General features: G+C 72.1%; 15 protein-coding genes. 5 read left to right on the forward strand and 10 right to left on the reverse strand.

Features of this window, described 5'->3' with window-relative positions:
* Positions 1-78 precede the first annotated feature (78 nt).
* Both MQP27_RS24605 and MQP27_RS24610 read left to right on the forward strand, forming a co-directional pair.
* On the forward strand, positions 79-1,053 hold the full coding sequence (locus MQP27_RS24605; RefSeq protein WP_242767556.1) for an alpha/beta hydrolase: 975 nt from the start codon (positions 79-81) through the stop codon (positions 1,051-1,053).
* 115 nt (positions 1,054-1,168) lie between these two features.
* A complete protein-coding gene (locus MQP27_RS24610; RefSeq protein ID WP_242767557.1) occupies positions 1,169-2,170 on the forward strand; it encodes a helix-turn-helix domain-containing protein in 1,002 nt (333 codons plus the stop codon).
* Between the two features lie 43 nt (positions 2,171-2,213).
* On the opposite strand, the gene MQP27_RS24615 is transcribed toward MQP27_RS24610, so the two are convergent.
* Together MQP27_RS24615 and MQP27_RS24620 are read right to left on the reverse strand one after the other, a co-directional pair.
* Positions 2,214-2,567: a hypothetical protein gene (locus MQP27_RS24615; RefSeq protein WP_242767558.1), complete on the reverse strand. Its 354-nt coding sequence runs from the start codon at positions 2,565-2,567 to the stop codon at positions 2,214-2,216.
* A 9-nt stretch (positions 2,568-2,576) separates the two neighbouring features.
* Entirely contained in the window at positions 2,577-3,095 is a 519-nt protein-coding gene (locus tag MQP27_RS24620; RefSeq protein WP_242767559.1) for a 2'-5' RNA ligase family protein, read from the reverse strand.
* A 142-nt stretch (positions 3,096-3,237) separates the two neighbouring features.
* Between MQP27_RS24620 and MQP27_RS24625 the strand changes: the two genes are divergently transcribed.
* From MQP27_RS24625 to MQP27_RS24635, 3 genes are all read left to right on the forward strand, one after another.
* A complete protein-coding gene (locus MQP27_RS24625) occupies positions 3,238-3,696 on the forward strand; it encodes a MarR family winged helix-turn-helix transcriptional regulator (RefSeq protein ID WP_242767560.1) in 459 nt (152 codons plus the stop codon).
* A 179-nt stretch (positions 3,697-3,875) separates the two neighbouring features.
* Positions 3,876-5,087, forward strand: coding sequence for an MFS transporter (locus tag MQP27_RS24630; protein WP_242767561.1), 1,212 nt, complete (start codon positions 3,876-3,878; stop codon positions 5,085-5,087).
* 28 nt (positions 5,088-5,115) lie between these two features.
* Positions 5,116-5,937 carry an aldo/keto reductase gene (locus tag MQP27_RS24635; RefSeq protein WP_242767562.1) on the forward strand — a complete coding sequence of 274 codons (822 nt, stop codon included), beginning with the start codon at positions 5,116-5,118 and terminating at the stop codon, positions 5,935-5,937.
* Here the strand turns inward: MQP27_RS24635 and MQP27_RS24640 are convergent.
* The 8 genes from MQP27_RS24640 to MQP27_RS24675 are packed head-to-tail and all read right to left on the reverse strand — an operon-like array spanning position 5,930 to position 13,214.
* Positions 5,930-6,760, reverse strand: coding sequence for an NAD(P)-dependent oxidoreductase (locus MQP27_RS24640; RefSeq protein WP_242767563.1), 831 nt, complete (start codon positions 6,758-6,760; stop codon positions 5,930-5,932). The two genes, MQP27_RS24635 and MQP27_RS24640, sit on opposite strands and share 8 nt — an antisense overlap.
* Positions 6,760-7,299, reverse strand: a complete 540-nt coding sequence (locus tag MQP27_RS24645; protein ID WP_242767564.1) for a DoxX family protein — start codon at positions 7,297-7,299, stop codon at positions 6,760-6,762. Before MQP27_RS24645 ends, MQP27_RS24640 begins: the two co-directional genes overlap by 1 nt.
* A complete protein-coding gene (locus tag MQP27_RS24650; RefSeq protein WP_242767565.1) occupies positions 7,296-8,201 on the reverse strand; it encodes an alpha/beta hydrolase in 906 nt (301 codons plus the stop codon). The genes MQP27_RS24645 and MQP27_RS24650 overlap by 4 nt, the downstream gene beginning before the upstream one ends.
* A complete protein-coding gene (locus tag MQP27_RS24655; protein ID WP_242767566.1) occupies positions 8,198-9,856 on the reverse strand; it encodes a thiolase C-terminal domain-containing protein in 1,659 nt (552 codons plus the stop codon). Before MQP27_RS24655 ends, MQP27_RS24650 begins: the two co-directional genes overlap by 4 nt.
* A gap of 19 nt (positions 9,857-9,875) precedes the next feature.
* Positions 9,876-11,237, reverse strand: a complete 1,362-nt coding sequence (locus tag MQP27_RS51425) for a cytochrome P450 (protein WP_242767567.1) — start codon at positions 11,235-11,237, stop codon at positions 9,876-9,878.
* A gap of 13 nt (positions 11,238-11,250) precedes the next feature.
* Positions 11,251-11,442, reverse strand: a complete 192-nt coding sequence (locus MQP27_RS24665) for a ferredoxin (RefSeq protein WP_242767568.1) — start codon at positions 11,440-11,442, stop codon at positions 11,251-11,253.
* A gap of 35 nt (positions 11,443-11,477) precedes the next feature.
* The gene (locus tag MQP27_RS24670; RefSeq protein ID WP_242767569.1) at positions 11,478-12,338 is read right to left on the reverse strand and encodes a mycofactocin-coupled SDR family oxidoreductase; all 861 of its coding nucleotides are present in this window, start codon (positions 12,336-12,338) and stop codon (positions 11,478-11,480) included.
* A gap of 60 nt (positions 12,339-12,398) precedes the next feature.
* Positions 12,399-13,214 carry an NAD(P)-dependent oxidoreductase gene (locus tag MQP27_RS24675; RefSeq protein ID WP_242767570.1) on the reverse strand — a complete coding sequence of 272 codons (816 nt, stop codon included), beginning with the start codon at positions 13,212-13,214 and terminating at the stop codon, positions 12,399-12,401.
* Positions 13,215-13,312 lie beyond the last annotated feature (98 nt).

The raw sequence follows: 13,312 nt of genomic DNA on the forward strand, positions 1-13,312 counted from the left end.
TACGGCGGCGGTCCGCGGGGGCCGCGGTGCGTGAATCATGTCGGCCCAGAGCCGCCGCGCCCCGCGTCAGGAGTTGCCATGAACCAGGTTCCGCCCCCGTTCGACCCCGAGCTCGCCGCCGCCCTGGAGGTGATCAAGGACATGATCTCGCCCGGCCTCACGATGGACGAGATCGACCTCATGCGCCAGGGGCCCGGCATCGAGATGCTGGCCCGGCTCGACCTGACGGCGGAGGGGTTCTTCGAGGTCGAGGAACGGGTGGTGCCCGGACCGGAGAACGCGCCCGAGATCTCGCTGCTGGTCTGCCGCCCGGCCGCCCAGGCGACAGGCGGTCCGCGGCCGGTGATCTACCACGTCCACGGCGGCGGCATGATCCTCGGCGACAACCGCGTCGGCGTGGACGTCCCGCTGGCCTGGGCGAAGGAACTGGACGCGGTCGTCGTCTCGGTGGAGTACCGGCTGGCGCCCGAGCATCCGCATCCGGCTCCGATCGAGGACGTGTACGCGGGTCTGGTGTGGACCGCGGAGCACGCCGGGGAACTGGGCGCCGATCCGGAGCGGATCGTGATCGCGGGGGCCAGCGCGGGCGGCGGGCTGAGCGCGGCGCTGGCCCTGCTCACCCGGGACCGCAAGGGGCCGCGGCCGATCGGGCAGGTGCTGATGTGCCCGATGCTGGACGACCGCAACGAGACGCCGTCCTCGCACCAGATGGCGGGGCTCGGTGTCTGGGACCGCACGGCCAACGAGACCGGCTGGACGGCGCTGCTCGGCGACTCCCGGGGCGGCCCGGACGTGTCGCCGTACGCGGCCCCGGCCCGCGCCGAGGACCTGACCGGCCTGCCGCCGGCCTTCCTGGACGTCGGCTCCGCGGAGACCTTCCGCGACGAGGTCGTCGCCTACGCGTCCCGCATCTGGCAGGCGGGCGGGGTCGCCGAGCTCCACGTATGGCCCGGCGGCTTCCACGGCTTCGACGGCTTCGCCCCACAGGCGGCCCTGTCCCAGGCGGCACGGTCAGCCCAACTGACGTGGCTGCGCCGACTTATCGGGTCCTGAGCCATTGCGGAGGGCGTCGGCGTATTGGTGGGGTGCCGTCCGGCGATGGTGGGGGCGCTCGGTGCAGGGGGCATCGGGCTCTCCATCGGGTGGGCCCGTGTCGCACCATGTGCGTATGAAAGAGCTGGCGGGACGGCTGACCGCGCTGGATCCGGACGCGGGCGCCGCGGTGCAGGTCATCTCCTACTTCGACCGGCTGGCCGACACCAGGGCCGGGCTGGAGGCCCTGGTGCGCGGCGCGGCCGTGCTGGCGGGATGCCCGGCACGGCTCGTCGACGCCGGGCGGCGTGTGCGGGTGCGTGTCGAGCCGGACGGGACGAGGAGGGACGCCGAGGGTCCGCCGGACGCCGACTGGCCGTGCGCCGCGCTGGAGCCCGGGGGCGTTCCGGCGCTGTGGCTGGAGCGCACGGGCAGTGAGCCGAGTGTCGTCGACGCGGTGATCCTGGAGCGGGCCGCGGGTGCGATACGGCTGGTGCTGGATCGCACCCGCGGCCGTGCCCCGTCCTCCCCCGCCGACGACCCGGCGCTGGTGGAGGCGCTGCTGGACGTCACGACGCCCGAACCGGCCCGGCTGCACGCGGCCCGCGGCCTCGGCATCGACACCGCCGACCCGGCCGTACGGGTCCGTGCGCTGGCCCCGTCCGACGGGCGGCCGCGCGTCCTGCCCGCCGGGGCGGAACTTCCGGCGGGGCGGCTCGGCGTGGGGCCCGCGGTCGCGGTGCTCGACCTGCCGGGCTCCCTGGCCGCCGCGCGCACGGCCCTGCGCTTCACGGCCGAGGGCACCGCGCAGGACCCCGGGCCTCGGGTGGTCCACGCCGACGAGCTCGGCGGGATCGCGCTCCTCGCCGACCTGGTCGCGCCCGGTGCCGAGCCGCCGCCGGACGTACGAGCCGTCGAGGCGGCCGCCGCGGCGGTGCCCGGCATGCTGGCCACGCTGCACGCCGTCGCCGCGACGGCCAGTCAGCGGGCGGCGGCCGCGGAGATCAACGTGCACCACTCCACGCTCCAGGACCGGTTGACCCAGGCCGAACACCTGCTGGGCTGGCCACTGCGCACCCCGCAGGGCCGCCTGCGGCTCCAACTGGCCCTGACCATGCGACACTTGGCCCGCCCCTGACCCACACCGACGCGCAGTCCCGGCACTCCGCCGTCAGCCGGCCTCAGTTGAACTCGTGCACGACCTCGATCTCGCCGACGATGTGGGCGTTGAACTCGTCGAGTTCCTCGGCGGGCACCCACAGTTCGAGGATCGTCTCGCCACCGGCCTGCTGGACGGGGTACCGGCTCAGGAACTCCGTGTCGACCTCGAAGCGGGTCACGTACCCGGCGCCGTCGTGCTTGACGTTCCAGTCCCGCGCGATCTTGACGGCGTACTCCTCGTTGAGCACCGGATAGAAGATCGGCTGCTCGGGCAGACGAGGCGGCCAGGCGCGCCAGTCGAGCTCGCGGACCAGGTCCAGTTCCTTGGGGCCGGTGGGCCGCCAGAGGGTCGTCGTGGGGCGGGGGCTGATCATGGGGTCACCCTATGCGTGGTCCCGGCGGAGGGTGAAGGTCGCTCGGTGGGTCCATTCGGTGCCGTCGTAGGCGACCAGGTCGACCGTCGAGACGTGAGCCGTGACGGGGAGGTGGGCGCGGAGGGTCGTCGCGAGGTCGGCCAGGACGTCGTCGGCCTGGCCCTGGGCGATCGTCAGGTGCGGGACGGGCTCGTACTTGCCGCCGTACGGCGGGGTCTGCGGCCAGCGTTCGACGATCGCCTCCGTCAGGCGGCGGAAGGGGGCTTCCGGGTCCGGGGCCAGGTACAGCACGCCCGGGAAGCGGCCCAACCTCTCGAAGCTCACGTCGAAGGAGCTGTGGCGTCCGATCACCTCGGCCAGGGCGTCGCACGCGGCGGTGTCGATCAGGTCCGCGTGGAGGAAGGGGAAGAGCACCGTCACGTGGGCCGGGACACCCGCGCGGGCCGCTGGGTCGTAGCGCTCGCGCCAGGTCCGGACCGCCGGTTCGGCCTCGGGGATCCGCACGACGAGGGCCGATTGTCCTGCCACGAAGCCACTGGAATCGTTCGTCACCGTATGTGTATAGCAAGCGGAGGCAGGAGGCAGTGGTTGCGTACGCCGTTTACACGCCCTCGCCCACTATTTCAACCATGGCCTATCCTGGATCCCAGCCACTCGGGACGGAGGACCCATGACCGCGACAGATCCGGCGCTCACCGCGCTCGCCTCGGGCTGGTCCGCCCTCTCGCTGCTGCACGGCCGGATCGAGGCCCACATCGAGCGGGCCCTGCAGGCGAAGCACGATCTGAGCGTCAGGGAGTACTCGCTGCTGGACGTGCTGAGCCGACAGCACGACGGGGACGGCGGGCATCTGCAGATGAAGCAGGTCGCCGACGCGGTCGTACTGAGCCAGAGCGCCACGACCCGGCTGGTCACCCGCCTCGAGGACCGCGGACTGCTCACCCGGTACCTGTGCCCGACGGACCGCCGCGGCATCTACACCAACGTCACCGAGTCCGGCTTCAAGCTGCTCGAAGAGGCCCGCCCGACCAACGAGGCGGCCCTGCGCGAGGCCCTCGACGCGGCCGCCCGGAACCCGGAGCTGGCCCCCCTCGTCAAGGCGGTCGAGGCGATCCGCATTCCCGCGTAGCCCGCCCCCCAAGGCTGGATGTCCCGTAGAGCCGTAGAGCCGTAGGACACCCCTGCACGCACGCTTGCAGACGACGGCTATCCGCTACCTCCGCTCACTACGGCTTGCATTTATACGGCGTCTGCAACTATTGTCTACGCTTGTAAGCGTCACACGCAATCCTCTGGAAGGTTCTCCCCATGCCTCTCGCCCTTCTGGCCCTGGCCATCGGGGCCTTCGGGATCGGCACCACCGAGTTCGTGATCATGGGTGTGCTGCCCGAGGTCGCGGGCGACTTCGGCGTCTCCATCCCCACCGCGGGCTGGCTGGTCTCCGGATACGCCCTCGGCGTCGTCTTCGGCGCACCCCTGCTGACCGTGCTGGGCACCAAGGTCTCCCGCAAGAAGATGCTCATGTTCCTGATGGGCGTGTTCGTGGTGGGCAACACCCTGTCGGCACTGGCCCCCGTCTTCGGCGTGATGCTGATCGGCCGGGTGATCGCCTCGCTCGCGCACGGCGCGTTCTTCGGGATCGGTTCGGTCGTCGCGGCCGATCTGGTCGCCCCGGAGAAGAAGGCCTCCGCGATCTCCCTGATGTTCACCGGTCTGACCGTCGCCAACATCGTGGGCGTGCCGCTGGGCACGTACGTCGGCCAGGCCGCCGGCTGGCGGGTCACCTTCGCCGGTGTCGCCGCGCTCGGGATCGTCGGCCTCCTCGGCGTGGCCCGGCTGGTGCCCGAGTCGGGCCGGCCGGAGAGCCACACGATCCGCACCGAGTTCGCCGCCTTCCGCAACGTCCAGGTGTGGCTCGCGATGGCGATGACCGTCCTGGGCTACGGCGGTGTCTTCGCCGCGATCACCTACATCACGCCGATGATGACCGAGGTCGCCGGCTACTCCGCCGGCGCGGTCACCTGGCTGCTGGTCCTGTTCGGCATCGGGATGTTCCTGGGCAACCTGGTGGGCGGCCGGTTCGCCGACCGTGCGCTGATGCCCATGCTGTTCACCGCGCTCGGCGCGCTGTCGGCGGCGCTGCTGCTGTTCACGGCCACCGCCCACGACAAGGTTCTGGCCGCGGTCACCCTGACGGTGATCGGCGCCCTGGGCTTCGCCACCGTGCCCCCGCTGCAGAAGTGGGTGCTCGACCAGGCCTCGGCCGCCCCGACCCTGGCGTCCGCCGCCAACATCGGCGCCTTCAACCTGGGCAACGCGCTGGCCGCCTGGCTGGGCGGCGTCGTGATCTCCGCCGGGCTCGGCTACACCTCCCCCAGCTGGATCGGTGCCCTCCTGTCCGGGACCGCGCTGCTGCTGTCGTTCCTGGCCGCGTTCCTGGACCGCCGCACCCGCCCGGCCGGCCGGGTCGTGACCGCGCCCGCGGCGGCCGAGCACACCCCGGCCGCTGCCCGGCACTGACTGTCAACTCGCAAAGAAAGCAAGGCACATGACCACTCCGACCGTCACCCTCAACAACGGCGTCGAGATCCCCCAGCTCGGCTTCGGCGTCTTCCAGGTCCCCGACGCCGAGACCACCGCCGCGGTCACCGCGGCCCTGGAGGCCGGCTACCGCAGCATCGACACCGCCGCGATCTACGGCAACGAGACGGGCGTCGGCGCCGCCCTCGCCGCCTCGGGCATCGCCCGCGAGGACCTGTTCGTCACCACCAAGCTGTGGAACGCGGACCAGGGGTACGACGCCACGCTCCGGGCCTTCGACACGAGCCTCGGCAAGCTGGGCCTGGACCATGTCGACCTGTACCTGATCCACTGGCCCACGCCGGCCCGCGACCTGTACCGGGAGTCCTGGCGGGCCATCGAGAAGCTGGCGGCCGACGGGCGGATCCGGGCCGCCGGTGTCTCCAACTTCCAGCCCGCGCATCTGCGCCGGCTGCTGGAGGGGAGCTCCCTGGTGCCGGCCGTCAACCAGATCGAGCTGCACCCCGGCCTCCAGCAGCGCGAACTGCGCGCCCTGCACGCCGAGTCGGGCATCGCCACCGAGGCCTGGAGCCCGCTGGCCCAGGGCGCGGTCCTCGACGACCCGGCGATCACCGCCATCGCCGAACGGCACGGGAAGTCGCCTGCCCAGGTGGTGCTGCGCTGGCACCTTCAGCTCGGCAACATCGTGATCCCGAAGTCGGTCACGCCCGCGCGTATCCGCGAGAACATCGACGTCTTCGACTTCGCCCTGGCGGACGAGGAGATGACCGCGATCGCCGGGCTGGACCGCGGTCTGCGCACCGGGCCTGACCCCGACACCCTCAACTGACCGTCGGGCGCTGCTGGTTCATCAGGGCGAGCGCGGCCCCGGCGGCCGAGGTGACGATCTCCGCCTCGGCCCCGGCGGCCGCGGCCACGTCGGTGACCAGCCGGACGTCCTTGCGCAGCAGGGGCGCGGCGTGGGCGCCGAACCCGTCCAGGGTGCCGCCGGCGGCCGCAACCCGGTCCATCGCGAAGCTGCCCGCGCTGCCGTTCGCGAGGACCTGGGCCAACGCGGCCTGGTCGATGGCGAGTTCGCGTCCCAGGGCGAGGGTGTCGGCGGCGGTGGCCAGGTTGGCCGTGAACAGCACGTTGTTCAGCAGCTTGGCCAACTGGCCGGTGCCCACCGGGCCCATGTGGACGACCGGGTCGCCGTAGGTGGCGAACACCGGACGGCAGTAGGCCACCGTGCCGGGCTCGCCGCCCACCATCACCACCAGCCGGCCCTCGGCCGCGGCCGGCCCTCCCCCGCTGACCGGTGCGTCGATCAGCGTGACGCCGTAGGCCCGCGCGCGGTCGGCGAGCCGGCGGCAGGTGTCGGGGTGGACGGTGCTGTGCACGGCGATCACCCCGCCCTTGCGCAGACCGGCCAGGACTCCGTGCTCGCCGGTGAGCACCTCCTCGACGTCCGCGTCGTCGACGACGCACACGCACACCAGGTCGCTGTTCCCCGCCAGTTCGGCGGGAGAGGCGGCCCGCTCGGCGGGCGTGTCCGCGAAGGGGACGAGGCTCGCGGGGCGGCGGGCCCACAGGGTCGTGTCGTGGCCCGCGTCGATGATCCGGCGGGCCATGGGGCCGCCCTGACTGCCCAGTCCGATGAAACCGACGCGCATCAACCGGCCTCCTGCTCGACGGGGTTCGGGGTGGGTGCCGGTCGCGGGGCGGGCTTCGGGCGCCAGAACGTGGCGAGCAGACCGGCGGTCGCGACCACGCCCACGCCGAGCGCGATACCGCCGCCCGCCCAGCCGGTCACGTCGATGCCGGCCGCCTCGTCGAGCGACGCGCCGCCCGGGCCCAGTACCGCCAGCGCGAGGGCCACGACGGCGAGCGTGAGGACGTACTCGTAACCCTCTTTGAAGACGAAGAATCCGTTGGGGCGGTGGGCCAGGAGGCCGGCGACCAGCATCACCGAGACGACGGCCGCGCAGGCCAGCGGGGTGAACAGGCCGGCCAGGAGGAGGGCGCCCGCGCCGACCTCGGTGAGCACGCTCAGCCAGGCCTGCAGGGTGCCGTGGGTGAGGCCCAGGCCGGTGAACCAGCGGGCGGTGCCCGCGATGCGGCCGCCGCCGCGCCAGTGGTTGAGGCCGTGCGCGATCATGACCACGCCCAGGACCAGCCGCAGCAGCAGTGCGACGGCATCCGTCTCGTTCATCCCGCTCTCCCTTGTCGTGGGGGTGCGGCGATGTCGGCCTCCCGGGTCACCGCGCACTCCTCCGCGAACGACAGCACCTTCAGGTGGTAGGCCCGGGCCGAGTGCCCGAGGCTCAGATTGTGCCCGCTGTCGGGCTGTTCATTGACCCTCACTCGAGGCGAGGCGGTGAACAGGGAGGCGATGTCGGCCAGGGCCTCGGGGCCCGAGCTCCACACCTCCTCGTGCTCGCCGAGGCTGAACTGCACGGGGACGCGCACGCGCGCCGCCAGTTCCGGGAACTCGTACCGCCAGCCGCGGGCCGCGGACTCGTAGGCGGGCGAGGCGGCGGCGATGCTCGCGCCGCCGTACACCTCGGGCGGATACAACTCCCCTGTTCCCCACAGTGCTTGGCGCAGGCGGTCGCGCGCCCGGAGCAGGTCCTTGTCGCCGAGTTCAAGGAAGGCCACCGAGCGCGGGTGGTGGTGTCGTCCGGTGCCGGCGATCTCCAGTCCCAGCAGCCCGTGGCCGCGCGGGTCCGCGGCCATCCGCACGGCGAGTTCGCTGCCCGCCGAGTGGGCCAGCACGAACACGCCCGCCCCGGTGGGGCGGGAGCGGAGGAGACGGTCCAGGGCCGCGTAGGCGAGGTCGACCCGCCGTGCGGGGTCGGTGAGTTCGCGGGCGGCGGGCAGTGAGGCGCCGTAGCCGGGGCGGTCCAGGGCGACGACGGTGAAGCCGAGGGCGACGCCGGTGCGCAGCAGGGAGAGCCGTGGGTGGCCCGGGCAGTCGAAGTAGGCGGAGTCGGTCGCGCCGCCGTGCAGGGCGAGGACGACGGCCCGGGGATCGCGGGCCCAACTCGCCCGGTACGACAGCGGGATGCCGTCGACGTCGACCACGCCGGGCACCACGGGACGGCTGTCGGTCACGTGTCCGTCCTGAGGAGCAGGACCCCGCTGGGCGCGAGTCCGCCGGTGCTGACCACCGCGACCCGCGCCCCGGGCACCTGGCGGGGCCCGCCCTCGCCGCGCAGCTGGACCATCGCCTCGTGGACGAGTCCCATGCCGTGGGTGCGGCCGTGCGAGAGCTGGCCGCCGTGGGTGTTGAGGGGCAGTACGCCGTCGCGGGCGATGTTCTTGCCGCCGTCCAGGAAGTCCTTCGCCTCGCCGATGCCACAGAAGCCCAACGCCTCTATCCAGGAAAGGCAGTTGAAGGAGAAGCCGTCGTAGAGCTCGGCGACGTCGACGTCGGCGGGGCGCAGCGAGGTGCGGGTCCACAGGTGGGCGGACTGGCCGACGGTCTGGGGTTCGTGGGTGAGGGTGCTCTGGTCCCATTCGACGCGCTCGACTAGCTGGGTGCCGACGGCCTCGACGAGGACGGGCGGCTTGGCGAGGTCGCGTGTGGTGTCGACGGCCGAGACGACGACGGCCACGGCTCCGTCGCAGGGCACGTCGCAGTCGTAGAGGCCGAAGGGTGTGGTGATGGACCGGGCGGTGAGGTAGTCGTCCATCGTCATCGGGTCGCGGTAGATCGCGGTGGGGTTCAGGGCCGCGTTGGCGCGCTGGTTGAGGGCGATCCAGCCGAGGGTCTCGCGGGTGGTGCCGTAGCGGTGCATGTGGCGCTGGGCGTTCTGGGCCAGGGTGTGGGCGGCGGAGGTGGCGCCGAAGGGCTTGAGCCAGCCGGGGTCCCCGCCGGCGGGCAGCGGGATCCTGCCCTGCTTGACGAGTTCGCCGTAGGTCGACTCCCACACGGTGCGGAAGCACAGCACGTGCCGGGCGAGGCCGCCGGCCACCGCCAGCATCGCCGCGACCAGGGAGCCGCCCGGGCCGAAGGTCTCGCTGCCGCCGTTGTACCAGGTGGGGCGGATGCCGAGGGCCGACTCCAGGGCGAGGACGCCGCCTTCGGCGAAGCCGCCGAAGGAGCCTGCTCCCGGGTAGGCGGCGAGGCCGTCGATGTCGTCCAGGGTGAGGCCGGCGTCGGCGACGGCGGCCTTGCAGGCCTGGACCGTGAGGGAGAGCGGGGGAACCATCAGGCGGCGGCCGATCGGGGAGGCGCCGACGCCGGTGAGGGCGGCCTTGTCCTCGAACTTCTCCGTGGTGAGCACGGGCCGGATGTGCCGCCGCACCTGGTCGGGTTCGACCTCGTCGGCGGGCAGCGGGGCCGGCTCCCCCTGTTCGGCCGTGGGCCGGAACAGCGGCAGCCACACCTCGCCGGCCTGCTCGAAGACGACCTCCATGCGCATGCCGAGGGCGAGTTCGCCGGGGTCGCACTCGACCGTGTTGGTGGTGAGGCGGATGCGCGGGTCGTCTTCGAGGGCGACCTGGGCGACGACGTACGGGGAGGGCAGGCCGGGCGCGCTGAAGCGGTGGCTGACGGTGAAGCCGATGAGGGTCGCGTACCCGGAGACGGCCCGTACGCCCATCTCCTGTGCGCGGCAGTACCGGCAGACGGGCTGCGGCGGGTGGATCAGGGAACTGCACGAGGTGCACTCCTGGATGCGCAGCCGGCCGTCCGCCCCCGACGTCCAGAAGAACTCGTTCTGGTCGGTGATCAGGGGCAGCGGGCGTCCTGGGTTTGCGGCCACCACTCGTCCTCTCCTGTGTTCAGCGTGCGGTGTCGGCGCGGGCCGTCCGGACGACGGGTTCGGCCAGGCGCTGTTCGTCACAGGCCCGTTGGAGGGTCTGAAGCGTCTCGTCGAGGGAGGGGCCGAGCCGTTCGCCGGGGGTGAAGGTCGCCGGGAGGTGACGCATGCCCTGGATGATGCCGATCGTCTCGTAGTGGACGGTGCCCTCGGCGTCGCAGCGGTAGTCGGGCATCCGGTCCAGTACGGCCGTCACCATCCGCTTGAACACCGTACGGGCGACGTTCGAGCCGATGCAGCGGTGGATGCCGAGGCCGAAGCTGCTGTGCCGGTTGCCCTTGCGGGCCAGGTCGACGCGGTCCGGGTCGGGGAAGACGGAGGGGTCGCGATTGGCCATGGCCCAGGACAGCCACAGTCGTTCACCCTCCTCGAAGCGCTGGCCGGCTATCTCGCAGTCGGCGGAGATCGTGCGGCCGTCGCCCGGTGCGGGGGCGTAGAAGCGCAGGAACTCCTCGGTCGCCGAGTCCAGCAGAGTGCTCCGCTCCCGGCTGAGGCGGTCCCGCTCAGTGGGATTCTGCGACAGCCACTCCAGGGCGTGCGCGGTGAGGGCGGTCGTGGTGTCGAAGCCGCCGCCGATGAGCAGGGCGAGTACGCCGACGAGCTCCTCGTCGGGCGGGTTCTCGCCGTCGATCTCCGCGCGTACCAGGGCGTCGATCAGGCCGGGCCGCGGGCTTCGGCGGATCTCCTGGAGCGCCATGTATAGGGAGATGCCCATGTTTCGACTCAGTTCGGCGACGCGGGGCATGTCGGGTGAGTCGGGCGGGGTGTAGACGGAGGCGTGGGCGGGCTCGTTGTAGACCGTCCAGTCCTTGAGCGGGATGCCCATCATGGCGAGGGTGAGGACGGCCGGGACGATGTTGGCGAGGTCGTCGACGAAGTCGATGCGGCCTTCCTCGATCTTCTCGTCGAGGCAGGCGCGGACGACCTCGTCGACGAAGGGCACCCAGCGGGCGACGGCGGCCGGGGAGAGGTACGGGTTGAGGGCCTGGCGGTAGTGGCGCTGCGCGGGCGGGTCCATCTCCAGGAATCCGCCCTGCGCCTCGGCGGCGCGCGGCGGGGTGGGGATGGTGATGCCCTTGTAGCCGCGCCGTTCGCCCTTCACGTCGTGGTCGTTGGAGAGGAACTCGGCGGACCGGGCCAGTTCGAATACCTCGCGGTTCCCGCTGGCGACCCAGTGGCCGCCGTGGGTGTCGGTCCAGGCGATGGGGCACTTGGCCTGGAGTTCGTGGGTGATCTCCTCGAACTCGTGGCGGTACTCGGGGGTGTGCCGGTCGAAGTGCACCCGGTGCTTCTTGCGGTCGTCGTTGCCGTTTGCCTCGCTCACGGGGCCTCCCTTGTCAGAAGATCTGGATGGCCCGTTCCGGGCACGAGTGCGCGGCTTCCCGCACGTCCTCTTCCTGATCGGCCGGTACGTCCTCGCTGACGGCCGAGGAGTGACCGTCGACCTCGTCCAGTTGGAACGACTTCGGAGCGGTCATCCAGCAGAGCGTGTGGCCCTGGCAGCGCTCCGGATCGACGCGGACCTTCACGGCTTGCCTCCCTGTGACGGTGGGGTTCTGGCGGTTCAGCGGCGCCAGTCGTACCACTTGATGTAGCCGCCGGCGTCCACCCGCAGTTGGGTGCCGGTGATGTAGCGGGCCTCGTCGGAGGCGAGGAAGAGCACGGCGTTGCTGATGTCGCGCGGCTCGACGAACCGGACCGGCATGGCCTGTTGCACGGCGAACGCGGGCTCGGCGTCCTCCCGGGTGGGGTGTTCGAGGTCGGGCCGGAAGGACTCGTACATCGAGGGGTTCTGCAGCATGTGGGTGTCGACGTTGGTGGGGTGGACGACGTTGGCGCGCTGGTTCAACGGGGCCAGGTTGCGGGCGAGTTCGTGCACGTACTCCGACAGGGCGCGCTTGGCGAAGGCGTATCCGGCGCCGCCCGGGTTGTTGCCGGGGTTCTGGACGATGCCGTGGTCCATGAGCGCGGCGGTGGAGCCGGTGGCGATGACGGAGGCGTGCTCGCGCAGGTGGGGCAGGGCTGCCTGGATGGTGTTGATGGTGCCGATCAGGTCGACGTCGATGGCGTCGCACCAGGCCTGCATCTTGGGCTCGCCGCGCAGCGGGGCGATGCCTGCCTGTGCCACCACGATGTCCAGGCCGCCGAGTCGGTCGAGGCCGGCGCTCAGGGCCTCGCGGAGCTGGCCGGTGTCGCGGACGTCGGCCTGGCGGGCGACGATCCGGCGCCCCTGTTCCTCCACCAGCCGGACCGTCTCCTTGAGGTCCTCGGGGGTGGCCATCGGGTAGCGGACCGTCTCGAAGTCGCGGCAGATGTCGACCGCGATGATGTCGGCGCCCTCCTCGGCCAGCCGTACGGCATGGCTGCGTCCCTGCCCGCGTGCCGCGCCGGTGATGAACGCGACCTTGCCATCGACTCGTCCCATCGGGGGTTCCTTCCTTTGTGGTTGTTCCGCGGCCCGAGGCGTCCCGCCCGGGCCGCTCGCTCAGCCCGTGCCGGCGGGTGCGACGGCGTCGGACAGGGCGTCGAGGGCAGGGGCGAGGGCGCCGAAGTCGGCGCTGAGCTGCCCGGCGACCGCGCGCACGACGTCGAGGTCCTTGCCGAGGAACTCCCTTGTCGCGCGGGCGAATCCGGTGACCGAGCCATGGCGTACGACGCCGGCGAGCGCGCGGCTCGACGCGCTGCCGTGGGTGAGGGCGTCCAGCAGGAGGCTTTCGTCGAGGCCCAGTTCGCCGCCGAGGCGGACCGCGTGGGCGAGCAGGCCGATCTGGGCGGCGAAGACGGTGTTGTTGACGAGCTTGACCCGCTGGCCCGCGCCGAGCGGGCCGATGTGCAGGACCGGGTCGCCGTAGGTGCGCAGGACGGGACGGACGCGGGCGACGGTGTCGTCGGCGCCGCCCACGAAGAGGGTGATGCGGCCGGCCGCGATGTCGTGCGGGCCGCCGCTGACCGGGGCGTCGACCACCTCGACGCCGTGCCGCTCCCCCTGTGCGGCGACGGCTTCGGCGGTGTCGGGGCTCCCGGTGGTGTGGAGGACCAAGGTGGCCCCGGCGGGCATGGTGGCCAAGAGCCCGCTGTCGAGGCAGACTTCACGCACCTGCTCGTCGGTGTGCACGCACACCAGGACGGCGGCGGCGCCCGCACCGGCCTGCGCGGCCTCGGACACGATCCGGGCGGGTTCCCGCTCCAGGGAGCGGCGGGACTCGGCGCTCCGGGCGAGGACCTGTACCTCGTGACCTGCCCCGGCGAGCCGTCGCACCATCGGCAGGCCCATCCGACCGGCGCCCACGACTCCAATCACAAGAATCTCCCTTCCGAATGCGAGAACCATACTTTCACCGCTGGACTGCCGGAAGTCCCGCGCGGCGACTTTGTGTCACGGTGCGACAAGTGACAGCG

Origin of the sequence: Streptomyces cylindrosporus, assembly GCF_022698165.1 — a bacterium.
Lineage (GTDB): Bacteria > Actinomycetota > Actinomycetes > Streptomycetales > Streptomycetaceae > Streptomyces > Streptomyces cylindrosporus.

Excerpts from the sequence above, each read along its gene's own strand:
- MQP27_RS24605 (WP_242767556.1), top strand. The coding sequence starts at position 79 with ATGAACCAGGTTCCGCCCCCGTTCGACCCCGAGCTCGCCGCCGCCCTG.
- MQP27_RS24610 (WP_242767557.1), top strand. The coding sequence starts at position 1,169 with ATGAAAGAGCTGGCGGGACGGCTGACCGCGCTGGATCCGGACGCGGGC.
- MQP27_RS24615 (WP_242767558.1), bottom strand. The coding sequence starts at position 2,567 with ATGATCAGCCCCCGCCCCACGACGACCCTCTGGCGGCCCACCGGCCCC.
- MQP27_RS24625 (WP_242767560.1), top strand. The coding sequence starts at position 3,238 with ATGACCGCGACAGATCCGGCGCTCACCGCGCTCGCCTCGGGCTGGTCC.
- MQP27_RS24630 (WP_242767561.1), top strand. The coding sequence starts at position 3,876 with ATGCCTCTCGCCCTTCTGGCCCTGGCCATCGGGGCCTTCGGGATCGGC.
- MQP27_RS24635 (WP_242767562.1), top strand. The coding sequence starts at position 5,116 with ATGACCACTCCGACCGTCACCCTCAACAACGGCGTCGAGATCCCCCAG.
- MQP27_RS24640 (WP_242767563.1), bottom strand. The coding sequence starts at position 6,760 with ATGCGCGTCGGTTTCATCGGACTGGGCAGTCAGGGCGGCCCCATGGCC.
- MQP27_RS24645 (WP_242767564.1), bottom strand. The coding sequence starts at position 7,299 with ATGAACGAGACGGATGCCGTCGCACTGCTGCTGCGGCTGGTCCTGGGC.
- MQP27_RS24670 (WP_242767569.1), bottom strand. The coding sequence starts at position 12,338 with ATGGGACGAGTCGATGGCAAGGTCGCGTTCATCACCGGCGCGGCACGC.